Below are 24,068 nucleotides of genomic sequence, written 5' to 3'. Positions count from 1 at the left end.
AGAATCTGAGGAACACATCTTAATGAATAATATTCCTGAACTTTTTCCTTGAATACTTTTTCCTGTTCTTGAAAATGAGATCAATTCTGCGAATGATAACCCAATTATCAATGTTGAAGATCAACATGTATATCACGGAGGAAACTTCCATGGAGATTATATCTCTCTTGAAATGGACAAGCTTAAAATTGTGGTAACAAAACTTACCATGCTTGCAGAAAGACAGCTAAACTATCTTCTGAATGCTAAAATCAACGAAATTTTGCCTCCTTTTGTGAATTTAGGTAAATTAGGTTTCAATTTCGGAATGCAGGGTGTACAGTTTACAGCAACTTCTACCACAGCAGAAAGCCAGATGTTGTCAAACTCTATGTATGTTCACAGTATTCCAAACAATAATGATAATCAGGATATCGTTAGTATGGGAACAAACGCTGCCGTGATTTGCAGAAAAGTCATTGAAAATGGCTTTGAAGTATTGGCCATTGAAGCTATTACCATCATTCAGGCGGTTGAATATCTTGGGTTTCAGGATAAGGTTTCATCCTCTACAAAAGAACTGTATGATGATATCAGAAAAATTATTCCTGCTTTCTCAGACGATATGGTCATGTATCCGTATCTGGAGGAAGTAAAGAAATATCTGAAAGGAATGTAACTATTGGTTGCCCTACATTGTCTTTTTAAAAAAGGCTTCCAACATCAACTTAAAAAAACTAAAAACGATATAAACACTAACGCATGAAATGTGCAATTGTAACAGGAGGCTCCAGAGGAATCGGGAGAGCAATCTGTATAAAACTGGCTGAAGAGAAAAACTATCACATCCTTATCAACTACGCTTCAAATGAAACGGCAGCAAACGAAACGTTGGCTAAAGTGAAAGAATTGGGCGCTACCGGAGAAATTCTTAAATTTGATGTAGGAAACACCGAAGAAACACAAGCTGTTTTAACGGAATGGCAGGAGAATAACCCTGACGCAGTGGTAGAAGTGATCGTCAATAATGCCGGAATCACAAGAGACGGTCTTTTTATGTGGATGCAGAAGGAAGACTGGAACAGTGTGATCAATACAAGTCTGGACGGATTCTTCAATGTGACCAATTTCTTTATTCAGAAGCTGCTTCGTAACAAATACGGAAGAATCATCAATATGGTTTCTGTATCGGGAGTAAAAGGAACAGCTGGTCAAACGAATTATTCTGCAGCAAAAGGAGCTTTAGTAGGAGCTACAAAAGCTCTTGCTCAGGAAGTTGCCAAAAGAAATGTTACCGTAAATGCAGTAGCCCCTGGTTTCATCAAAACAGATATGACTCAGGAATTTAATGAAGAAGAACTGAAAGCAATGATTCCTGCCAACAGATTCGGAGAAGCAGAAGAAGTGGCGGATCTTGTCGCATTTTTAGCATCTAGAAAATCATCCTACATTACAGGAGAAGTGATTAATATTAACGGAGGAATTTATTCATAACATGGAAAATAGGGTTGTAATTACCGGAATGGGAATTTATTCCTGCATCGGGACGTCTTTAGAAGAGGTCAGGGAATCCCTATATCAAGGAAAATCCGGTATTGTTTTAGATCAGGACAGAAAAGAATTTGGTTTCAGGTCTGGCCTTACAGGAGTAGTTCCGAAACCTGATCTGAAAAATCTTTTAAACAGACGCCAGCGTGTCAGCATGGGAGAGGAAAGCGAATATGCTTATCTTGCTACTATGGATGCTTTAAAACAGGCGAATCTGGACGAAGAATTCTTAGATGCTCATGAAGTGGGAATCTTATACGGAAACGACAGTGTTTCCCAGGCAGTCGTAGAATCTATCGATATTGCAAGGGAAAAGAAAGATACAACATTGATGGGCTCGGGAGCGATCTTTAAATCAATGAACTCAACGGTAACGATGAACCTTTCAACCATTTTTAAACTGAAAGGAATCAATCTTACCATCAGTGCAGCATGTGCAAGCGGTTCCCATTCTTTGGGACTGGCTTATATGATGATCAAAAATGGGTTTCAGGATATGATTATCTGCGGCGGAGCTCAGGAAACCAACAAATATTCCATGGCGAGCTTTGACGGATTGGGAGTATTCTCAGCCAGAGAAGATGAGCCTGCAAAAGCATCCAGACCTTTCGATGCAGAAAGAGACGGATTGATTCCAAGTGGTGGAGCAGCCAGTCTGATCGTTGAAAGCTTAGAATCTGCCCAAAGAAGAGGTGTTCCGATTATTGCTGAAATTATCGGGTATGGTTTTTCTTCAAACGGAGGTCATATTTCAACCCCTAATGTAGACGGGCCGGCTTTGGCAATGGACAGAGCCTTAAAACAGTCAGGATTAAAAGCTTCAGACATCGATTATATCAATGCTCATGCAACTTCTACTCCAATTGGTGATGCCAACGAGGCGAAAGCCATCTATGAGATCTTCGGGAGTGAAGTTCCGGTAAGTTCTACCAAATCGATGACCGGACACGAGTGCTGGATGGCAGGTGCAAGTGAAGTTATCTACTCTATTCTGATGATGCAGAATGATTTTGTTGCTCCTAATATTAATCTGGAAAACCCTGATAATGAGGCGAAAAAGATAAATTTAGTCGCAAAAACAAAAAATCAAAAAATTGATGTATTTTTGTCGAATTCTTTTGGGTTTGGGGGAACCAATTCTGCACTAATAGTTAAAAAATTTGATTAAAAACATGGAAAGGGAAAAAATTGTTGCTATTGTTAATGATTTTCTTGTAAACGAATTCGAGGTAGACGGAGACGAAATCAGTAACGATGCCAACCTTAAAAATACACTGGGCTTAGACAGCTTAGATTATATCGACATGGTAGTCGTGATTGAATCCAATTTCGGGGTGAAATTAGGAGAAGCAGATTTCAAAAAAATGGTAACATTTGATGATTTCTATACAACGATTGAAAATAAGATTGCTGAAAAAAACGCGTAGTTATTGAGTAAATCTTTATTCTATAAAATGTGCCAATGTAACAATATCACAGTGATCCGGTAACGGACACTTCAAAAAGGTATTATTACATTGGCTCTCTGTTATATTAAATTCTAGATATGAACAAGTGGAAAGGTAAATCTAAAGGAACAGTACTCGGATACAGAATATTCGTCTGGTGTATTAGAAATATCGGGATCAGAAGTTCATATGGTGTGCTGTACTTTGTAGCCGCCTATTATTCACTGTTTCAGAAGAAAAGCAACCAATACATTCTTTATTATTTCCAGAAAAGACTGAACTACGGATACTGGAAATCCAAAGCTTCTATCTTTAAAAGCTATTTTACCTTCGGAAAAGTTCTGATTGATAAAACCGCGATTTCTGCCGGGCTCAGAGAAAAATATACTTATGAGTTTGACGGTATTGAAAATCTCAGAAATCTTTTAGCCGCTAAAAAAGGAGGAGTGCTGATCAGTGCCCATATCGGTAATTTTGAAATTGCAGAGCATTTTTTTGCTGATATTGATTTTGACTGTCAGATCAATCTGGTGACTACAGATCAGGAAGTTACCGTCATCAAGGAATATCTTGAAAGTGTTGCCGTAAAAGAGAGTAATATCAAGTTCATTTACGTAAAAGAAGACATGTCTCATATCTTTGAGATCAATCAGGCTTTGTCCAATAATGAGCTTATCTGCTTTACCGGAGACCGTTATTTCGAAGGATCCAAATATCTGGAGGCAGAACTGCTGGGAAAAAGTGCAAAATTTCCGGCCGGCCCATTTTTGATTGCCTCAAGATTAGGAGTTCCAGTAGTCTATGTCTATGTGATGAAGGAAAACAATCTTCATTACCATCTGTATGCAAGAGTGGCTCAAAACATCAAAAACCGTGATTCACAAGGGCTTTTACAGTCGTATGTGAACAATCTTGAAACTATGGTGAAAAAATACCCGCTTCAATGGTTTAATTATTTTGATTTTTGGGATGATGTTGATTAATTTTTCTATTTTTATCCCACAAAACGAATAAAAAACTAAAACCATTAAGATGTACTGAGATTTAAGATGACTAATAAAATTTCTATGCTTACTTTACGAAAGTAATCTTTAAATATCTTAAATTCCCTGTTTCTTAATTATTAAAAGCACATTCTCTTTTGAAGAAAGAATACGACATACTTGTAATCGGCAGCGGATTGGGAGGTCTTGTTTCAGCTCTTATTTTGGCGAAAGAAGGTCTGAAAGTATGCGTTCTGGAGAAAAATAACCAATATGGAGGAAATCTGCAGACCTTTTCAAGAGATAAACTTATTTTTGATACCGGAGTCCATTATCTTGGGGGCTTATCCAAAGGGCAGAATCTGAACCAGTTCTTTTCCTATCTTGAAATCATGGATGATCTTGAACTTCAGTTGATGGATGAAGATGGCTATGACAGAATCAGTTTCGGAGATGATGAAATAGAATATCCCCATGCACAGGGTTATCAGAATTTTGTAGAACAGCTTTCAAAATATTTTCCCGAAGAAAAAGAAAATCTTGAAAACTATTGTGAAGAAATTCAGTATGTATGCAGTCAGTTTCCCAGATATCATGTGGTGGGAAAAGATAGCTACAACGAAGAAATTCTGCATCTTAATACCAAAAGATTCATTGAATCTGTTACCCAGAATAAAAAACTTCAGTCGGTTTTATTAGGTTCCAACTTTTTATATGCCGGAGACTCGGAGAATGTTCCCTTTTATGTACATGCCCTGACGGTAAATTCTTATATCCAAAGTGCGTACAAATGTGTGAAAGGAGGAAGCCAGATCTCTAAACTTCTGATCAGAAAACTCCGGGAATATGGAGCCGAAGTACACAAGCACTCGGAAGTTTCAGAATTTGTTTTTAATGAAAATAATACACTGACCTCTGTCAAAACAAAAACAGGAAAAGAATACGCTGCCAAACAATTTATTTCAAATATAGAAATCCGTTCCACTATTAAGCTTATTGGAGAAGAAAGACTTAAGAAATCCTTTCTGAACAGGGTTTTAAGCTGGAAGCCAGTTTCATCGTGCTTTAGTATTTACCTTGTTTTAAAACCTCATTATCTTCCGAATTTTAATTATAACAGATATCACTACTCATCCGAAGAACAGGTTTGGAATGCGTTCCAATACCGGAAAGAATCATGGCCGGAAACGTATATGCTTTCTTCCACACCTTCGAAACGTCATCCTGAATTCGCAGAAAGTCTGACGGCGATATCTTATATGGATTTTGATGAGGTTAAAGAATGGGAAAATACCTTCAATACCGTTGCCGATGAGCATGAAAGAGGAAATGCCTATGAAAGATTTAAGCTTGAAAAAACAGAAAAAATGCTTGACGCTCTGGAAAAGAAAATTCCGAATGTAAGGCATGCCATTGAAACACTCTATACTTCCTCTCCTTTGTCTTATCGGGACTATATCGGGAATTGTGAAGGAAATATGTATGGATACATGAAAAGCTCAGAGAATCCTCTTAAAACGATGGTTTCTCCCCGTACCAAAATTGACAACCTTTTCCTGACCGGACAATCCGTGAATATGCATGGGATCTTAGGCGTTACGATCGGAGCTTTTAATACCTGTGCTGAAATTATCGGAAAAGAAACGATAGACATGCGGCTGACACAAATGATTAATAAAAACTAAAGTGAAAAAAACTAAAACCATTTATTCATCTTACAAAAGAATTTTTCTTTACCTCACTTTTTGTGTTTTCCTCGCGTCATGCGGAATATCAAAATCTATCAAACATATTCCTGAAGTAAAACAATATGCGCTGGAAGTTCCTGAAGTGAACCAGATCAATGACAGTACATTCAGCTACAATCAGAATTATCTTACCAAAAATAAACAGCAGCTCTGGGAATTATATATCAAAGGAAATCCTTTGCAGCTGGGCTATAATAACGGAGCATTAACCCAAAGCTTAATGCAGAAACAGGAAGGTATTTTCTTTTCAAAAGTGGAAGGGTTTGTGCCCTCAAAATTCAGACAAAGGCTGTTAAGAGGCTTTTTAAAATGGTATAACAGAAAGATGTACCTCAATGTAAGAGAAGATTATCAGGCAGAATTATTTGGCTTGTCACACTATTCATCCAATCAGTATGATTTTATTGCTCCCAAATATTTAAGAAATCTTTACCTGCACGGAGCGCATGATATAGGACATGCTATGCAGGATCTTGCCATGGTAGGCTGTACATCTCTTGCTGTTTGGAATGAAAATACTGAAGATGGAGACTTGTTGATTGGAAGAAATTTCGATTTTTATGTGGGAGATGATTTTGCTAAAAATAAATTGGTAGAATTTGTGCAACCCGAAGAAGGAATTCCCTACATGTCGGTAAGCTGGCCGGGAATGATTGGTGTGGTTTCCGGAATGAATAAAGAAGGAATTACAGTGACCATTAATGCCGGAAAATCAAAAATTCCTTTAACGGCAAAAACTCCTATTTCCCTTGTTACGAGAGAGATTCTACAATATGCAAAAAATATAGAAGAGGCTATTGCCATTGCCCAAAAAAGAAAAGTTTTCGTTTCAGAGTCTATTCTTGTGGGAAGTGCGGCTGATAAAAATGCAGTCATTATTGAAGTTTCACCTAAGAATTTCGGAGTGTACAGCGTGCAGAATACCAGCAGAGTTCTTTGCACCAATCATTTCCAGTCTGAAGCTTACAAAGATGATAAAAGAAATCAGAAACAGATTGAAGAAAGCCATTCTGAATATCGTTATGAAAAACTTCAGGAGCTTTTACAGGAAGAAAAAAAGATCACTCCCGAAAAGATGGCTTCTATTTTAAGAAATAGATCCGGATTGAAAGATAAAAACATTGGCTATGGAAATGAAAAAGCACTTAATCAGCTATTGGCTCATCATGCTGTTATATTTTCGCCTCAGAAAAAGCTGGTTTGGGTTTCTTCTAATCCCTATCAGCTGGGAGAATTTGTATGTTATGATCTGAATGAGATTTTTTCCGGGAAGCAGCTGTCGCAAAGTTTACAGGCAAAAACAGGATTGAATATTGCGAGAGATCCGTTTGCTGATTCGGAAGAATTCCAAAACTATGAGCTGTCTAAAATGTACGGTAAAGAAATCAATGAGGCCGCTGATGATAAAAACACATTGTTGACAGATGATGTAATTCCTTCCTACCAGAATATGAATCCTGAATTTTGGCAGGTTTATTATCAGTCAGGAAAGTATTATTTTAGCAAAAAAGAATATTCAAAGGCAAAAATGGAGTTTGAGAAAGCTTTGACGAAAGAAATTACAACAGTTCCGGACAGAAAAAATGTTGAAAAATACCTGAAGAAAACTTTAAAGAAACTGAAATGATCCCTAAATATATAAAACTGCTGTTCTGCATTCCTTTTGTCATTATCATCTGTTATTCTGTGTATTTGTGTACCGTTTACAGTTCAATACCAGACACCATCACTATTCACGGTTACGGAAGTATGAAGGACAATTATGGAAGCAAAATCTTTCTTGTGTTTCCTGTATTGATGAATCTCGCTGTTCTCGTGTTTATTTGGCTGATCATCAGAAGGCCTGATAAAATAAAATTTACTTTTGACATCAATGAGGAGGAAAGAGAAAAAATATACCATATCACACAGTTAGCCCTGGTTATTATTGCGATATTTGTCACCATAATGATGACTCCATTATCATTTGCTGATGTGGTCTTTAAATAATTGATTATGAAAAAACTTTTAACCCTATTCTTTACCGCATCTGCTCTTTTATTCTTTTCTCAGGATAGAAAAGAGATCGGAAATACTTTCATTAAAGCTTTGCTGGTAGATAAAAATGCGGAAAAAGCACACTCTTATTTTGATCCTTCCGTAGCGGGCCAGATTCCGGTGGATCAGCTTAAAGCCATTCCGGACCAGCTTCAGAGCCAGGTTGGAGGATTGAAAAATATCCTTGAAGTAAATAATGAAGGAAACACCTATTATTACTATTCCGAATTTGAAAAAACAAAACTTGACATTCAAATTACTTTTGGAGAAAATAATAAAATGCTGGGCTTCTTTTTAGTTCCGCATAAAACATTTGAGAAACCAGATGAGAAGACCACACTAAAAATAAAAAGTGATGGAATTGAACTGAATGGAACGCTGTTGCTTCCTCCCTCCAACAATAAAAAGAAACTGGTGATTTTCGTTCATGGCTCAGGAGCACATGACAGAGATGAAACCATTGGGGAAAATAAGCCGTTTAAAGATATTGCAGAATACCTTTTAGCCAACGGAATTGCTTCCTACCGATATGATAAAAGAACCTATTCCTATCCTGAAACATTTAATGAAAAATCTACTGTAGAAGAGGAAACGGTCAATGATGCCGTAAACGCAGCTCTTTATTTTAAAAATAATGCTGATTACAAAGGATACCAGATTATCATTCTCGGGCATAGCCAGGGAGCGTATATGATGCCAAAAATTGCAGAAAAAGCTCAGGTTTCAAAATATGTTTTTATGGCTGGAAATGCGAGATCATTACAGGATTTATTAGTGGAACAGTATGATTATCTTCATGCTATAGATCCAACTAAAGTTCCTGCTGAGGCGGTTCAGGAAGTGAAAAAGCAGGTAGCATTTTTAAATTCATCTAAATTTAATGTAAGTTCACCTTCATCAGAACTTCCTTTGGGACAATCTGCATCGTATTGGAAATATTTAAAAGATTACAATCAGCTTAATGAGGTTAAAAAAGTAAAAGCTCCCATGTTTTTTGCACAAGGGGGAAGAGATTATCAGGTGACTGAAAAAGATTTCAACCTTTGGAAAGAAACATTGAAAAATGATAAGACAGCCGTATTTAAGTTTTATCCTACATTAAGTCACTTATTTATTTCCGGCACTGGAAAACCATCTCCAAAAGACTATGAAACAAAAGGAAAAGTAGATGAACAGTTTTTAAAAGATTTAGTTCAGTTTATTTTGCAATAAGTTATTCAACTTAAAGTAGAAAATAATTCATTATGATAGGCCTGTAACTTTGTTCCAGGCTTTTTTAATTGCTTTCCGGGCTTACTTTATTCAGAAACAAAAAAGACGCTACTTCCGCAAGAGCATAAAGTGAAGTACTTAAGATAAAACTGCCAATAACATATTGACTAGTCCTGAAAAATAATTTAAATGAAAGTTTAAATTTCAATAAATAACCTGAGTTCGGGATAAGAATTCCTGATTGAGATGGTTTTGAAGCTGGGAGCTGGGAGCTGGAAGAAGGAAGGTATGAAGAGCATCAACAATGGCTGTTTCTCTTTTTTAAGAGTCAATTTCAATTTGTTTAAACTTTTGTTTATTGAAACATTAAGATGTATTAAGGTGTTGAGAGTATTAAGATGAGCTTCGCTTTAAGCTTAAAATCAGAATGATTCATCTTAACTATACTTTATTTCTTAAATCCTTCTTAATGGTTTTAATAGATATCCAATATTTTTTGATAAGTTGAAACAACTTCTGTATTTACTTGTGATGCGACTGTAATTTTATAACTAAAAATAATTACCTCCATCCTATTTCTTCCCGCTTCCCGCCTTCAATATTACTTTACTTAACCCGAACTCAGGTTAAATAAGACACTGTATATAGAATTAATTTATTTTTTTCATGTTATTAAAATTATTGAAATTACTTTTTTTAATTGTTTTTTTTAATCTATTTGCGTGGAGATAGTCTTTTTTTTTGATAATGTATATTTAGTTTGATACTTTATTGTTTTTGCGTGTAATATTAATTTTTTTTGCGCTCGAAAAATAATAAATAATGAAAAAAATAAAATTTACGCTTCAAATTTTGATGTTGAGTTGTTTTTCAGGATCTGGAATACTCTCAGCACAAAAATACGATCAGATTATTAAAACCTATCTCAACTCTGAAAAAGGACCATTTCAAAGAATAGATGAAGAGTTGAAAACGTTTACAGTAATCAATGTTGATCATTCAAAAAGTTTAAAAGGTGATGTTGTAGGAATACAACAAACAATTAATGGTATTCCCATATTTGGTAGTTCTGCTAATGTTTTAATCCGAGATAATAAAGTTTTAAGTTTTGCAAATACTTTTATCAATACTTATCCATCAAGTATAAAAGGAAAACAAACATCATCAAAGGACGCACTGATATCAGAAGCAGTTAAAAAATTCAATGGACTTACAATATCCCGAAGCAGTGAAGGAAAAGAAATTCCCATAAAGACTAATCTTATTTATTTCGCAAATGCAGGTGAACTTACACTGGGATATCAGTTCAATATTGAAGAGAAAGAAACAGGGAATTTATTGACTGTAATTATCAGTACAATTGATGGGACAGTTTTATACCGTGAAAATCTCAACCTTTCCTGTAATTTTCATAATGATGCTTATGAGCATATTCAGCGAGAGCTTCCTATTGAGGGACAGAATGCTCAGGCTGTCGTCCTCCCGGAATATTTAAATAATGAAGTAAATCAATTTAATAAGAATTTTGTTTTAGCTCCGGATAATGCATCCTATAATGTATTGCCACTCCCTGTAGAAGCTCCCTCTTTCGGAAGCAGAATACTACTGAATAATCCATGGGATATTACTGCTTCTCCTGATGGATGGCATTTTGATGGAATAACTCATTACACGAATACAAGAGGGAATAATGTATTTGCATATACAGACGAAATTGGAAATAATACTATTCAGTTTTCTCCGGATGGAGGAGCTGCAAGAGCTTTTGATTTCCCAATGGATGTAACTCTTCCACCGCATAATTATACTTCTGCGGCGGTAACTAATTTATTCTATGTGAATAACAAAATACATGATGTGTTTTATAAATTCGGATTCACAGAAACGTCCAGAAATTTCCAAACAAATAATTTTACGGCAGGAGGAGCAGGAAATGATGCCGTACTAGCCGAAGCTAGAGATGGAGCAGGTTATAATAATGCAAATTTTCAATCACCTGCTGATGGGTATGTACCAAGAATGCAGATGTACCTGTATGAACCTGCCCAAATTCAGAACCTTTTCTATAACTCACCTTCTGTATTTACCATAAGAAAACCTTCCAGTAAAAAAGCGACGTTTGGCCCTACACTTGAAGGGAATCCTCCTATAACCGGAGATTTGGCTCTGACTACTCCGCAAAACGGATGTTCTGATATTTCTGAGAACCTGATGGGAAAAATTGCTTTAATACAAAGAGGAGGTTGTAGCTATACCGTTAAAGTTAAAAATGCACAGTTAAAAGGAGCAGTAGGAGTAGTAGTTTATAACGCACCTGCTTCTGTAGGTTTTGCACCTATAGGAGGGACAGATGCCAGTATAACAATACCTTCGATATTAATCGAAAATTCTGAAGGCTCTTTTCTCGTAAATGAAATTATGAAAGGGACTTTAGTAAATGTTACTTTAAAAGATGATAAATCTACTTATATATACAATGATGCAAGCTTAGATAATGGAATTATTATACATGAGTATGGGCATGGGATTAGTAATCGTATGACAGGTATAGGAAGTGATTGTTTAAATTCCTATTCTTCCAATGAACAAATGGGAGAAGGATGGTCTGATTTCTTTGCTCTGATGCTAACGAATAAACCTGGGGATAATGCATCGGTAGCTAGAGGGGTAGGAACATTTGCTTTGGGACAAAACACTAATGGAGGAGGGCTTAGATCTACTAAATATTCACCTGATTTTACAATAAATAACTATACTTATGGAAAAACTAATGGAATGGTAATAAATGAAAATGTATTAGGGTCTACTCTTACTTCACCAGATGCTCATAGTATTGGATTTGTTTGGGCATCTATGCTTTGGGATCTTAATTGGAAGTATGTAGAAAAATATGGGTACAACAGCAATGTTCTGGCAGATCCAAACAGCGGAAGCGCAAGAGTTCTTCAGGTGGTAGTAGATGCATTAAAATTACAACAGTGTAATCCTAGCTTTGTACAGGGAAGAGATGCTATTTTAGCTGCTGATCAGGCATCAACAGGAGGGGATAATAAATGTTTGATTTGGAATGTTTTTGCTAAAAGAGGGTTAGGGATGAATGCTTCGCCTGGTGGGCTTAATGGCTATGCCTCATTTAATAATTTACCTGAAATGAGTGATCAGGTGGAAGATTTTACTGTTCCTACGGAATGTGCTACATTGGCTGTAAAAGAAATCAACAATTCTAAAGGACTTTCCATCTATCCAAATCCTGTAAGAAATGAATTCACGATAAAAACACCTTCTGATATCAAGTTGTCAGGAATCACTACAGTTTCTATCTTTGATTTTACAGGAAAACTGATTTCCAGAGAAAGCATCAACCTTAATAAGCAAAACACGATCAGTGCAGAAAAACTGATCAACGGAGCTTATATTGTAAAAGTGAGTAATGATTCACTTGATTATTCTCAAAAGATTATTGTTTCCAAATAGGAATTTATAATAACTAATTGTGATAGGCCTGTAACTTTGTTCCAGGCTTTTTTAATTGCTTTCCGGGCTTACTTTATTCAGAAACAAAAAAGACGCTACTCCTGCAAGAGCAGAAAGGGTGGTACTTAAAATAAAACTACCGATAATATATTGCAGAAGATTATTCTTAATCAGTTCAAAGTTTAAATCCTGACTTAGAATATCGCTGTCTCCACTTACAAATGGTGCACCCAGAAACAGAGAAGCCGCTATAATAAAGGGAATAAAAGGAGGAAGACTCACATTGGAAGCTACAAATGCAAGTACTTTATTAAGTTTAAAAAGTACAGATAAGCTGATCACCAGAAGCGTTTGAAATCCCCAGAAAGGTGAAAGTCCTATAAAAACCCCCAATGCTATAGAAAAGGCCTTAGTACGGTTGCTTCCGTCACTTTCTAAGACATCTTCCTGTATGAATCTTTTAAAACTTTTTTTTTTGAAATTATTCACGAAGTTTCTCGGAATAATATAAAGTAGTGTAATCGTTACCAGAATTGTATTCAGAATACTGATTCTCGTAAAATCTTTGAAAGGTCTGAAATGAGAAACCCGCTCTGCAGGATCATACAGAACCTTGATCGGCACATTCTTTACCGGAACATGCCTCCATGCAGTTCTTACAATGATTTCGATCTCAAATTCAAACTTTGGGGTAAAATATTTCTTGGGAATTTTATGCAAAGGATAAAGCCTGTAACCGGACTGTGTATCTTCCAGTTTGATACCCGTTTCAAACCAGAACCAGAAATTGGAAAAACGGTTTCCGAAGCTGCTTTTCTTAGGAATACCATCCTGAGACATATTTCTGTTCCCGATCAGGAGAACATCTTCTTTTTCGTGAAGAAGAGCTTCTACAAATACCGGAATATCATCCGGATAATGCTGCCCATCAGAATCAATCGTGATGGCGTAATCATATCCTGACTTCTTTGCTGCTCTGAAACCTGTTTTAAGACCATTTCCTTTTCCTTTGTTCTCTGGAAGGGAAATAACCATAATCTGAGGATATTGAGAAAGAATCTGTACCGTAGAATCGGTAGAACCATCATTCACCACAATAATACTTTCGGTGTAGTCGAGAACGCCGTCAATAACCCTCTTCAGGGTTTTTTCATTATTGTAGGTAGGTATTAAAACGCATATCTTCTTTTCAGAAATGGCGTTTTGTACTTCAGCAAGCAACATTTTTTTATTTTAAAGTGGCTCTTTCAGCCTCTGTAATGGTTTTAGATTGCATTGCAAACCTTTTGATATAGCCTTTTAATGCTGTATTCTGTTTGCTGTAATTGTTCAACAGGAACGCTTTATCATCCTTCAAACTTCCACGGTATCCTACAATCTTTGGAATATTTTCCTGAACGCTCATTCTGATCAGACGTAATTCTGCATTATTAGGATTACTTTTGATAACGCTTTCAAGACTTGTTGCTCCTGTTTTTACCAGCGATTTTCTGTTGCTTTTAGCAATTTTTGCCTCCATAATCTTTGCTGCTGCCTTGTATCCTACAGTTACTGCATCAGAACCGGATTGTTTGTCCGCTGTTTCAATGAAGTTTTGTGTATTAGTATTAGATTCATTGGCTTTAGCATAGCTGTTTCTCAATGTTTCAAGATCAGACTGAAAGAAAAAAACAAATGCTGCAAAGAATGATAAGATTAGTTTCATGATGGTAATTTTTTATAGCTTACAGACAATTTCAATGCAATAGTCTCGCCAAAAGAAGTAGAGTTTTTTACTTTAACATCTTCTTCATTTTCAGCAATATCCAGTTGAAGTACCAAATCAGGTGTTTCAAAAGGATTGATAATCGCCATGAACTTTACATTGGAAGCTGTTTTCAGAAATAACTTTGAACCTGTAAATTCCTCAGTCAGTTCCTTAATAATCTGCATCATACAAACACCTGGAGTTACCGGATTTCCTGGGAAATGACCTTTGAAAATATCGTGGTCTTTATTAAGATGAATATGAGCAGTAAACTTTCCGTCTTCTGTCTTATCGTATGATGTTAAAGTATAAAAGTCTGTAAGAATGGTCTGCATGATCTTATTTTTTAAGATTAAATGTGTAATACATTCCCGCCTGGAATGTCACGTTGGTATTGTCATTATTAATATGTACAAAACCTTTTTTAATTCTGGCTTCAACGCCTATATTTTTTGTAATATCATAACCGGCTCCAAATAACAGCCCCAAATCTCCCTCAATAGGAGAATCGATATTTTTATGATCTGTCAGAAGTTCCAAAGTCGGACCAAAATGGATATTAAATTTCTCAAAATAGAATTTATTCACTACTGCTCCTCCCACATAAGAAAGAGTAACTGTTTTAGAAGAAACACCTGGATTTTGGCTTTCAAACTTTGCTCCCTGGCGGGTATAATAAATTTCCGGCTGAAGAGCATAGAATTTTGCAAATCGGATATTGGCCTGAAAACCTATGTAAAAATCTACTTTTGATTTGATATCATAAGCATTGGTTCCATAGTGATATCCTTGATTATCGTTATAATAAAAGGACTCATGGGCAGGTCCGTCAGATATATGTGAAATATTGGCACCCACTCTGATTCCCGGATTGAAAGTTACCTGTGCAAAAGATAAACTGGTGAAAAGTGCAAAAAGTAAGAAATATATTTTTTTCATGGGAAATTTATTCCGTTTCGGTTATTTGAAATAGTTTTATATTGATCTTAAAGTCCTTGTGCTGCAGGTTTAAGCTGTCTGCGAAGATAGGTCTTTTTGCATCAAAAGTGAAATCGATTTTTTCCTTGTTATTTTTCGTGTAAATAATCTGCTTCAGCAAATTATTTTCTTTGTTGAAAAACAGATAATAGCTTTTATTTTCGATTTTTGAAAGATAGATGTTAGCATGATCATTTTCAAAGCTTTCACTGACAGGATATTTTCTTTTCAGAAGCTGCTGGAAGTCATTTTTCAGAAAGTTGATCACGATTTTTTTATCCAGGTCAGGAAGTACATAATTCAGTTTGAAATCATCATCGGAAACCTCAAAATCAATCAGTTTATTTCCAAAATCTGAGGTTAATGCGACACGGTGCGTCGTTTCATTCAGTTTTTTGATGATCAGAATTCCGCTCATATGGTTTTTATAAATGTCCATCTGGCATTTGTATACATAATCTTCACCTGAAGAAAAGTATAAATTTTCAACCATCTTTTCAGAAGAGGAGACAGGTTTTACATCTGTTAACTGATACGTTTTACAGGAAACAGCCAGGATCAGAATCAGGCTATAAAGAAAACTCTGACGCAGGAATGGAAGCATTGATCTTTGTATTTTTGAAAACAATATTCGTAGTATCTCCGGAAGCCTCCGTCATATTCACCTGGGAAACTGTCGACTGGTTCTTTGGGAAATACAGCTCAATCTGCTTGATGTATTTCAACAGCTGCGAAGTCTTAGGAATAAACTTAGCTACATTGTAATTTCCGTTCTTAAAATACGTCACAGTGAACTCCGGATCATTGAACATCGTTCCGTTTGAGCTTCCTACAATCAGTTTATTGATTTTTTCAAATGTTTTACTCTTCGCATCTACAGAAGACTTTTTACCCTGATCATTGATGAAGATTTTATTGCTTTTAAAAACAATGCTGTACTGATAAGGCTTGGTATATTTCCAGCTTAGCATATTGGGCGTCTGCAAAGACATTTTCCCATAAGTAACGATGCTTTTATCCAGGAAATCCATTTTTTTGGTCTGGGTAAAATCACTCTGTAACGTTTTAATTTCTTTCGTGTCTGAAGAAACCTTCGACACAAATGCTTTGGCTTCAGCTCCAGACATTGCGGTATTTTGTGCAAAAAAGAAACCGGAAACCAGTAAGAATGCTCCGAAAGCAATATTTTTAATCATTTCTATTTGAATTTATCACTGTATCAACAGTAAAAGTTGAATATTTTTTATCCTCCAAAAATACTAATAAATTGGTCAGCACCCGAAAGGTCTTTTCCGAGGTATCATGAAGAAGGATAATACTCCCATTTTTAAGGCTTTTGGTTACTCTGTTGTAAATTTTATTTTCGTCATCAATGATAGTGTCCAGTGATCGAACATTCCAACCGATGCTGTCTTTATTCGTTTTTTTAATCGCTTTTGCAATATTGGGATTCGTCACTCCGAACGGTGGTCTGTAGAGATTAGTCTGGATATTTCCCACATTTTTCATGACTTCATCACATCTTTCAATTTCCTCAATCATTTTTGAAGTCGATAAAAAGCCTGTAGAATTGGAATGTGATAAGGTATGATTACCAATTGTATGGCCTTCTGCAATGATTCTCTGAAACGTCTCAGGATATTTTTCAATCTGTTTTCCGATACAGAAAAAAGTTGCTTTTATCTGATGTTCTTTAAGCAGGTCTAAAAACTTTGGTGTAAATTCAGTAGGTCCGTCATCAAACGTAAGGGCGACTTCTTTGAGTCTGGTGCGCTTGTGGGTAATACTGTTCACAAAATATCCCAGTTCAATATCAAATGAACCCCAGACAACCACGGCAGAAAAAGCAAAAAAACAAAACAGATACACCCAAAAGCTTCCGTGGAACGCATAAATAAAAACGTTACAGAAAAGATAGAACAGGATGAAAGGATAATGTTTCATTGCTGATTATTTTTTATTGTTAAACTTCCTGAATGTATACCCATTTTGTCATTCTGAGTGTAGCGAAGCGAAATGAAGAATCTATAATAAAAGCAGAGATTCTTCCTTCGTCAGAATGACAGCAGCACTGTTTTTATTACTTCTCTTTAATTAAGCCTTTTCCAGTAATACCAAACTGTGATCATCACCTCCCAGATGGTTGTAAAGAAGTATATTCTTCACGTTTTCTTTTTTCATAGAATTGATCATCATGATGTCCGGAATCTGCTGTTCCTTCAAAATATGGCAGGCTATAAATGTTGAAAAACCACTTGCCGTATTGAATTCACCACTCAAATGTTTGTAATACAGCTGTGCTGAATCCGGAAACATATTCATGGCTTCTGTATAATACATATCTGACTTTGCATCTCCGCTGAATCCTAAAATAACAGCATCAATATCCTTGCTGGAAAGATTGTTTTGAGTTAAGAAATTCTGGATAAAATCCTTTACCTCATTTAATTCAACCTTATTACTGATTTGGATATTCTTAAGCTTAGCGTAAGAGTTTTCAGTCTTATCTTTTCCTACCACAAAAAAGCTGGCCCCTTCACCCCAAATCACTCCATTAGTCGTAGAGTTTAAATAATCAGTGGGAAGATCTGTTTCTTTTTTGATCGTATTATTTAAGCAGTAAAGCTCCATTGTTCTGTCTGTCTGTTCATCCGTGGAACCTACCAGAACATTTTCTGCTTCTCCGTCATTGATCTGGAGCTGGGAATCCAGCAACGAAAACTCCAGTGAAGAAGAAGTATTTACATACGTGAAGTTATACGCATGGCACTGTAATCCTAGCGCAATCTGTCCTGCTACTGTGTTGTGGGTAGACTGGATAAAAAAGGTCGGTGTAAGGAACTCTTCATGATTATCAATCACGTTTTTCAGGAATTTTTCAGAATCCTGGGAGCAACCCATTCCGGTTCCTACAATGATGGCATCCGGCTTTTCAATTCCAGCTTCCTTCAATGCGTAATGAGATGCTACGGAGCTCATTTTCACTGTTTTAGACATTCTTCTGATCATTGCAGGTGGAATGAACTCTTTGTAATTAGGTTCTATCGCTTTAATGATGTTTGAAGAACTCTCAGACGTAAGGTTTTGAAGAATATTTTCGTTTAAAGTGTCCTGAACTGAGATACAGGATGCACTGTTGATGTATACTGTACTCATGATTTTGAGAAAATTAAGGTTGAACAGTTTCCTCCGAATCCAAATGAGTTAGAAAGTACATTATCAATGTTTTTCTCTTTCAGTTCGGTCACAGGAGTAAGGTCGAACTCTTCCATTTTTGTTTTAAAATTCAGGTTCGGGAAGATCACGCTGTGTTGCATGGCTAAAATTGAAAATACAGCTTCAATTCCTGCCGCAGCTGCTAAAGTATGTCCTGTAAACGCTTTCGTAGAGCTGAATTCAGGAACTTTGTTTTCTCCGAAGATTCTTATCATGGCAATTCCCTCAGATAAATCATTGTTGGGAGTAGCCGTTCCGTGAACGTTGATATAATCTATATTTTCTTTTTCCAATCCGGAAATTTTCAGGGCTTGCTGCATGGCTAGAAATGCACCCTGTCCGTTTTCTGAAGAAGCAGTCTGATGGTGTGCATCATTGGCATTTCCATATCCGGAAAGATAAGCCAGAACTTTTTTATTTTCTTTTTTGACCATTTCTTCAGATTCAAGGACTAAGAAAGCGGCAGCTTCCCCAAGATTAAGTCCTTTTCTGTCGTTGTCAAAAGGAGTATTGTAAGAATCCGTAAGAATCATCAGCGTATTGAAACCATTCAAAGTAAATTTTGAAAGAGAATCTGTTCCTCCGACAATCACACGATCCAAAACTCCGTTTTTAATCAGTTTAGCGCCCATCATAATGGCATTGGCTGCAGATGAACAGGCTGTGCTGATGGTAGAAACCATACCCTTTAATCCCAGATAATCGGCAATAGCCAATGAGGAATTTCCGGCATCGTGGGCGTCAATATATTTTTGCTTTTCAGGAAAGTCTTCGTAAGAGTAGAAGTATTTTTCAGTGATATCCATTCCTCCTACACTTGTAGAAGAGATCAGTCCGGTTCTGTAACCATTGATATCTGAAATTCCTGCACTTTCTACAGCTTCTTTCGCAGCGATCATTCCCAGTAAAGACGTTCTTGTCACATTATTGTCTTCATCAACCTGAAGCTGCTGTACAAGTTCTTCATTAGATGATTTTATTTCACCTGTTTTAATGGCTCCGGCATGACGGGTTTCAAACATTTCGATATCTGAAATTCCATGTTTTCCGGATTGCAATGAAATAAAATTTTCCTCCACATTGTTTCCGATGGAGGAAATGATGCCCATTCCCGTTATGGCAATTTTTTGACTCATGGTATTCAATAATGTAACAATGTAGCAATCGAATAATTTACCAATAATTGCTACATTGTTACACTGTTAGATTGTTATATTAATTTATTTTGTTCTGTTGTCCTCGATGAATTTTGCCATTGTATCGATAGACTGGAAAATTTCCTTTCCTTTCTTAGGATCAGCTAATTTTATTCCGTAGTCTTTATCAAGAAGAACGATCAGTTCCAAAGCGTCGATAGAATCTAATCCTAATCCTCCTCCGAATAACGGATCAGTATCTTTGATTTCTTCTACAGATACATCTTCAAGGTTAAGAACTTCAATAATTTTGTGTTTCAATTCTGTTTTTAAGTTTTCCATAATTAAGTTGGTTTATCAGTGTTTCAGCATATCATGAAGATCATTACATCATTGCACTGTTATATTGTTACATTTTTATAAGGTTAGCAAATATACAAAAGCTTTGTAATTTTCCTGATACAATTCCACCCAGCCACACAATACTTTGTCGGCTTTTCCGGATAGAAGAATCTGTTCAGAATAGTCATTCAAAAATTTTTCATCAAAATCATCCAGCACGAAAAAAGCATTTTCTGTCTGCATTTTGTGCTTAATGCTTATTTCGCCTACACAGATATTGGGTAGAGTATAGACAAAAACGGCAGGACTTGGATAGAAGTTATTCTGATCATTGATGCTTTCCTGGTATTTGAAATCGGTATCCAGACTGGAAGATCTGTTGGCAAAAACAATGGCTGTTCTGCTGTGATCTTCGTCTTTCAAGATGGTTTCAGCGGAAAGAAAAGCCAGTTTACTCAGGTTATCCATTTTATGAAACTTTGGATAGCTGAGTTCTAAATTTTTATAAGCTTCTTTGGCAAATTCCTGAAAGGTTTCGCTTGGGCTTTCAAAAATAATATTTCCGTCAACGGTTATTTTTGAATGTTCTATGGTACAGGTGTTTGTTTTCTTCATCACTTTCCGTTTAACATTTTTCCAGCACAACAGCTGCATTACAACCTCCAAAGCCAGAAGCGGTCTTTAGAATATATTGTATTTCCGAAGTTTGATTTTCTTTGATGATATTTAAAGGTTGAGTTACTCCCATTTCTTTAAAATTCTTTGAAGGAATCAAAGTGCTGTGAAGAGCTCCTTCCATAGAAATAATACTTTCCAAAAGTCCGGACGCACCCAGGCAATGTCCGTAATATCCTTTCATACTGTTGAGAGGGATATTCTGAAGGTCCATTCTGTTGAAAGCAATGGCTTCCATCTCGTCGTTATATAAAGTAGCTGTTCCGTGGGCAGAAATAAAATCGATCTGTTCCGGAGAAACATTCGCTTCAGTCATGGCATTTTTGATACTGGCATATAAACCGTCACCGGTTCTTGAAGGTCCGGAAATATGATTGGCATCATTGACGGCAGAATCTCCCAGTACTTTAAATCTGAATTTCTCGTTTTGTGAGATTGCTTCGTCACTTTGTTCCTCGCAATGACATGAGGTGATATAAACAGCGGCTGCTGCTTCACCGATATTGATTCCGTCTCTGTTTTTATCATAAGGCTGGCAAGGTCCTGATCCTATTGCCTGAAATGAGTTGAATCCTGAAATAACAAATTCAGAAAGCTCATCACCTGCAACCACAAAGGCATCTTTGTATTTTCCTGCCTGAATCATATTTTTAGCAACAGAAATCGCCATTACTCCTGAAACACAGGCGTTGGAAACGATGATCGGTTTTGTTTTAAATCCAAAAAAATCAGCAATTTTTTCTGCTAATTTTGATAAATAAACGCCTTCCGGTAATTCGGACTGGTTTTTTAACAGGCTGATATTTCCTTTTGTGGTGGAAAGAATAAAAGCCGTGTCTTCTGATATAGAATGCTTCTCAACAAGTGGCTGTAAGCTTAAAAGAAGCATCTTCTCCAGTCTTGTGAAATTAATTGTATTCTGAGTGAAGAATCTATCGAATTCTTCATTCAGTTTGTCAGAATCAATCATAGAAGCATAAAAAGCATCCTGATTGTCTATAATTTTATGTAAAGCAACTCCCGACTGTCCTTTTAACAGGGCATTCCAGTTGGAATCAATAGTGAAACCTAAAGGAGTTACACAATTGTAGTCTGTGATATAAATTTCCTTGCTCATGATAAACCCATTTTATCTTTCCAGGTTTGAAAAAACTCCGGATTGTACAGGCATAAGCCTCCATTACTGTCAAGAAAAACCTGAATGGTTTCACCGCTGCATACCAGTTGATCTTCCTGATTGAAAAGCTCATATCTGTAAATAAGTTTTGCAGAAACAGAATTGATAAAAGTAGTCACAATTTTGAATGTTTCTCCATATTTTAAAGGAAGAAAATGTTCGCAGGTACTTTTTACGATAGGTGTTACAAATCCTGCATTCTGAATATCAAGATAAGTAAGACCGTGCAGACGACCGAAAGCTTCTCTTCCGTCTTCAAAATACACGATATAATGTCCATGCCAGACAATTCCCAGAGGATCTGTTTCATTGAAGCGTACTCTTACTTCTTCGGTACAGGTTAATATGTTTTCTTTAGACTGCATTTTGTTTTTTTTCGTAAAAAATGGAAATAGCTACAGTAGCAATATAAAATAAGAAAAGGAAAAACAGTTCTTTGGCAATTCCGCCAATTCCGCTGTTTCTTAAAATAATATCATAATAGGCATTCAGTCCCCAGTTCATAGGAGAAAATTTGGCTACGGTCTGCATGAATTCCGGCATTAAAAATACAGGAACCCAGATTCCGCCAATGGCTGCCAAAACAACTACAGACGTCGCTCCAAATGGAGCAGACTGTTCCTGCGTATCAGCAATAGTTCCCAATAGAACCCCGAATCCAATCGCTGCTAACCCTGCAAACAACGTTACTGTCACAAGCTGGAACATTTTTCCTGATACATCAAAAGCCGGAAGATCCATATAAGGGAAAAGATAAATTCCTACGGCAACCATCAGTAAAAACTGAATAAGACAGATGATAAGGTAGGTAAAGGTTTTTCCTAAAATATGGACAAAATAAGGAGTAGGGCTTATTCTTGCTCTTACACTCGTTCCCTGGCTTTTTTCTTTTACCAGATTGATGGATAAAGGGACTACAATAAAGAAGATGGCAAAAAGAGTCCATGCAGGAACGTTATGCTGAACAGAATTCGGCATTACATCCATCTCTCCTTTCTTGGGTGTGATTTCTTTAAAGCTGATCAGGTTTTTATTTTCGTCAAGATTCTCCGTAGTTCCCAGCTGATCCTGAAATGCTTTGTAGATCTTTTTATTTTCAATCTCAAAAACCATTTTATTCACAGAATTCATCACAGAATTTTTGAATCCGGCATTGGTAGCAGGATCAAAATATAAGTGAATTTCTTTTGCTTTTGGAGCTGCTGTTTTTACTTTTGCAGAATCTCCTTCCAGTCCGAATGAACTTACAATGGTCTGAACTTTAGAATCAATATTGGAATTTAAATCTTTCGTTAAGTTTTCGGGGATGACAATCGCCATCTGATAATCTCCTGAAAAAACAGCATCCTGAGCCGATTTTTCGTTGAAGTTGGTCAGCAGCTGGAATGTTTTGCTGTTTTCCAGTTCTGCTTTTATATTTTTTGAAACTTCAGATTTGTCCTGATCAATAAAAATAATTGGGATTTTTGAGCCTTCAAGGTTTTTAAAGGTAGAATCCTGAATAAGGGTAATAGTTACAATCAAAAGCAAAGGCATCACAAAGATGATGACAATTCCTCCGATATCTCTTTTCAGCAGAAGAATTTCCTTAATAAAACTTCTCCACAGTTTATACAACAACATCTCTTAATTCTTTTCCGGTTAATGAAATGAAAACGTCTTCCAGGTTTTCGGCATTGGCAATCTGTGAAACAAGTTCTTCAGGCGTTCCTACAGCATGAATTTTTCCATGATCGATGATGGCAATTTTTGTACAGAACTCTTCTGCCTCAGAAAGGTGATGGGAAGTATAAATAATGCAGGTTCCCTGTTTATTTAAATCCAGAAGATAATCAATAATTGCTTTTTTAGACTGAACATCCACACCTACAGTCGGTTCATCCAGAAAGAGAACTTTAGGGTTGTGAAGGGTTCCTGCGATGAGGTTGCAGCGTCGTTTCATCCCTCCTGAAAATTGTCCTATCTGCTTGTTGGCAAATTTTGAAAGTCCCATGATTTCCAGAGATTCATCAATGGCTTTTTGAAGCTGGTTATGCTTTAAACCATAAAGGCTTCCGAAGAACATAAGGTTTTCTTTTGCAGTAAGCGTGGGATATAAGGCATATTCCTGAGGAACAATTCCGATAATCTGTCTGATTTTGAAACCATCCTTCTGTGGAGATAAACCATTGATGGTAAATTGTCCGGAAGTAGGTTTTATCAATCCTGAAAGCATTGAAATCAATGTAGTTTTCCCAGCTCCGTTGGGGCCGAGAATTCCATAGATTTCATTTTTGCTGATGCTCAAAGAAATATCATTTACAGAAAACTCATCAGAATTTTTGTATTTCTTGTATAAGTTTTTGATCTCAATCATATTTTCTGCCAT

The 24,068-nt window shown here is 36.3% G+C and carries 24 protein-coding genes and 1 pseudogene; 10 read left to right on the top strand and 15 right to left on the bottom strand.

Going from position 1 to position 24,068, the window contains the following annotated elements; all coding sequences use genetic code 11:
- Positions 1 to 67 precede the first annotated feature (67 nt).
- The 10 genes and pseudogenes from NK356_RS13155 to NK356_RS13110 all read left to right on the top strand — a co-directional run.
- Positions 68 to 658: pseudogene (locus NK356_RS13155) on the top strand (aromatic amino acid lyase); the annotation flags it as partial.
- An 83-nt stretch (positions 659 to 741) separates the two neighbouring features.
- Positions 742 to 1,473, top strand: a complete 732-nt coding sequence (gene fabG / locus NK356_RS13150; protein WP_253317192.1) for a 3-oxoacyl-ACP reductase FabG — start codon at positions 742 to 744, stop codon at positions 1,471 to 1,473.
- 1 nt (position 1,474) lies between these two features.
- Positions 1,475 to 2,695 carry a beta-ketoacyl synthase gene (locus tag NK356_RS13145; protein ID WP_253317191.1) on the top strand — a complete coding sequence of 407 codons (1,221 nt, stop codon included), beginning with the start codon at positions 1,475 to 1,477 and terminating at the stop codon, positions 2,693 to 2,695.
- Between the two features lie 4 nt (positions 2,696 to 2,699).
- Complete coding sequence (locus tag NK356_RS13140) at positions 2,700 to 2,954, top strand: acyl carrier protein (protein WP_047377388.1); 255 nt, start codon at positions 2,700 to 2,702, stop codon at positions 2,952 to 2,954.
- A gap of 119 nt (positions 2,955 to 3,073) precedes the next feature.
- The gene (locus tag NK356_RS13135) at positions 3,074 to 3,958 is read left to right on the top strand and encodes a lipid A biosynthesis acyltransferase (RefSeq protein ID WP_034692466.1); all 885 of its coding nucleotides are present in this window, start codon (positions 3,074 to 3,076) and stop codon (positions 3,956 to 3,958) included.
- A 158-nt stretch (positions 3,959 to 4,116) separates the two neighbouring features.
- Positions 4,117 to 5,643 carry an NAD(P)/FAD-dependent oxidoreductase gene (locus NK356_RS13130; protein ID WP_253317190.1) on the top strand — a complete coding sequence of 509 codons (1,527 nt, stop codon included), beginning with the start codon at positions 4,117 to 4,119 and terminating at the stop codon, positions 5,641 to 5,643.
- 40 nt (positions 5,644 to 5,683) lie between these two features.
- On the top strand, positions 5,684 to 7,333 hold the full coding sequence (locus NK356_RS13125) for a C45 family peptidase (RefSeq protein WP_253317193.1): 1,650 nt from the start codon (positions 5,684 to 5,686) through the stop codon (positions 7,331 to 7,333).
- Positions 7,330 to 7,695 carry a hypothetical protein gene (locus NK356_RS13120; RefSeq protein WP_253317189.1) on the top strand — a complete coding sequence of 122 codons (366 nt, stop codon included), beginning with the start codon at positions 7,330 to 7,332 and terminating at the stop codon, positions 7,693 to 7,695. Before NK356_RS13125 ends, NK356_RS13120 begins: the two co-directional genes overlap by 4 nt.
- A gap of 6 nt (positions 7,696 to 7,701) precedes the next feature.
- Positions 7,702 to 8,955, top strand: a complete 1,254-nt coding sequence (locus NK356_RS13115) for a DUF3887 domain-containing protein (RefSeq protein ID WP_253317188.1) — start codon at positions 7,702 to 7,704, stop codon at positions 8,953 to 8,955.
- A gap of 822 nt (positions 8,956 to 9,777) precedes the next feature.
- Entirely contained in the window at positions 9,778 to 12,429 is a 2,652-nt protein-coding gene (locus tag NK356_RS13110; RefSeq protein ID WP_253317187.1) for a T9SS-dependent M36 family metallopeptidase, read from the top strand.
- A 51-nt stretch (positions 12,430 to 12,480) separates the two neighbouring features.
- On the opposite strand, the gene NK356_RS13105 is transcribed toward NK356_RS13110, so the two are convergent.
- From NK356_RS13105 to NK356_RS13035, 15 genes are all read right to left on the bottom strand, one after another.
- Positions 12,481 to 13,653, bottom strand: a complete 1,173-nt coding sequence (locus tag NK356_RS13105; protein ID WP_253317186.1) for a DUF2062 domain-containing protein — start codon at positions 13,651 to 13,653, stop codon at positions 12,481 to 12,483.
- A gap of 4 nt (positions 13,654 to 13,657) precedes the next feature.
- Positions 13,658 to 14,134 (bottom strand): hypothetical protein, encoded by a 477-nt coding sequence (locus tag NK356_RS13100; protein WP_034692452.1) that lies wholly within the window; start codon positions 14,132 to 14,134, stop codon positions 13,658 to 13,660.
- Positions 14,131 to 14,511 carry a 3-hydroxyacyl-ACP dehydratase gene (locus NK356_RS13095; protein ID WP_081906382.1) on the bottom strand — a complete coding sequence of 127 codons (381 nt, stop codon included), beginning with the start codon at positions 14,509 to 14,511 and terminating at the stop codon, positions 14,131 to 14,133. Before NK356_RS13095 ends, NK356_RS13100 begins: the two co-directional genes overlap by 4 nt.
- A gap of 4 nt (positions 14,512 to 14,515) precedes the next feature.
- On the bottom strand, positions 14,516 to 15,115 hold the full coding sequence (locus NK356_RS13090; protein WP_051934216.1) for an outer membrane beta-barrel protein: 600 nt from the start codon (positions 15,113 to 15,115) through the stop codon (positions 14,516 to 14,518).
- A 7-nt stretch (positions 15,116 to 15,122) separates the two neighbouring features.
- Positions 15,123 to 15,758: a hypothetical protein gene (locus NK356_RS13085; RefSeq protein WP_253317185.1), complete on the bottom strand. Its 636-nt coding sequence runs from the start codon at positions 15,756 to 15,758 to the stop codon at positions 15,123 to 15,125.
- Positions 15,724 to 16,350 carry an outer membrane lipoprotein carrier protein LolA gene (locus NK356_RS13080; RefSeq protein ID WP_034692447.1) on the bottom strand — a complete coding sequence of 209 codons (627 nt, stop codon included), beginning with the start codon at positions 16,348 to 16,350 and terminating at the stop codon, positions 15,724 to 15,726. Before NK356_RS13080 ends, NK356_RS13085 begins: the two co-directional genes overlap by 35 nt.
- A complete protein-coding gene (locus NK356_RS13075) occupies positions 16,343 to 17,098 on the bottom strand; it encodes a polysaccharide deacetylase family protein (protein ID WP_034692445.1) in 756 nt (251 codons plus the stop codon). The genes NK356_RS13080 and NK356_RS13075 overlap by 8 nt, the downstream gene beginning before the upstream one ends.
- Before the next feature lie 150 nt (positions 17,099 to 17,248).
- Entirely contained in the window at positions 17,249 to 18,310 is a 1,062-nt protein-coding gene (locus NK356_RS13070; RefSeq protein WP_034692443.1) for a beta-ketoacyl synthase N-terminal-like domain-containing protein, read from the bottom strand.
- Complete coding sequence (locus NK356_RS13065) at positions 18,307 to 19,506, bottom strand: beta-ketoacyl-[acyl-carrier-protein] synthase family protein (RefSeq protein WP_253317184.1); 1,200 nt, start codon at positions 19,504 to 19,506, stop codon at positions 18,307 to 18,309. The genes NK356_RS13070 and NK356_RS13065 overlap by 4 nt, the downstream gene beginning before the upstream one ends.
- A gap of 84 nt (positions 19,507 to 19,590) precedes the next feature.
- On the bottom strand, positions 19,591 to 19,848 hold the full coding sequence (locus tag NK356_RS13060) for a phosphopantetheine-binding protein (protein ID WP_034692439.1): 258 nt from the start codon (positions 19,846 to 19,848) through the stop codon (positions 19,591 to 19,593).
- Positions 19,849 to 19,923: 75 nt separating this feature from the next.
- Positions 19,924 to 20,463: a 3-oxoacyl-ACP synthase gene (locus NK356_RS13055; RefSeq protein WP_253317183.1), complete on the bottom strand. Its 540-nt coding sequence runs from the start codon at positions 20,461 to 20,463 to the stop codon at positions 19,924 to 19,926.
- A 10-nt stretch (positions 20,464 to 20,473) separates the two neighbouring features.
- Positions 20,474 to 21,640: a beta-ketoacyl synthase N-terminal-like domain-containing protein gene (locus NK356_RS13050; RefSeq protein WP_253317182.1), complete on the bottom strand. Its 1,167-nt coding sequence runs from the start codon at positions 21,638 to 21,640 to the stop codon at positions 20,474 to 20,476.
- Positions 21,637 to 22,065, bottom strand: coding sequence for a thioesterase family protein (locus tag NK356_RS13045; RefSeq protein ID WP_253317181.1), 429 nt, complete (start codon positions 22,063 to 22,065; stop codon positions 21,637 to 21,639). The genes NK356_RS13050 and NK356_RS13045 overlap by 4 nt, the downstream gene beginning before the upstream one ends.
- On the bottom strand, positions 22,055 to 23,323 hold the full coding sequence (locus tag NK356_RS13040) for an ABC transporter permease (protein ID WP_034692435.1): 1,269 nt from the start codon (positions 23,321 to 23,323) through the stop codon (positions 22,055 to 22,057). Before NK356_RS13040 ends, NK356_RS13045 begins: the two co-directional genes overlap by 11 nt.
- Positions 23,310 to 24,068 (bottom strand): ABC transporter ATP-binding protein, encoded by a 759-nt coding sequence (locus tag NK356_RS13035; RefSeq protein WP_253317180.1) that lies wholly within the window; start codon positions 24,066 to 24,068, stop codon positions 23,310 to 23,312. The genes NK356_RS13040 and NK356_RS13035 overlap by 14 nt, the downstream gene beginning before the upstream one ends.

It is taken from the genome of Chryseobacterium sp. S0630 (assembly GCF_024158915.1).
Lineage (GTDB): Bacteria > Bacteroidota > Bacteroidia > Flavobacteriales > Weeksellaceae > Chryseobacterium.
Note: the sequence above shows the minus strand (reverse complement) of the source record. Positions and strands in the feature narration are given on the sequence as shown.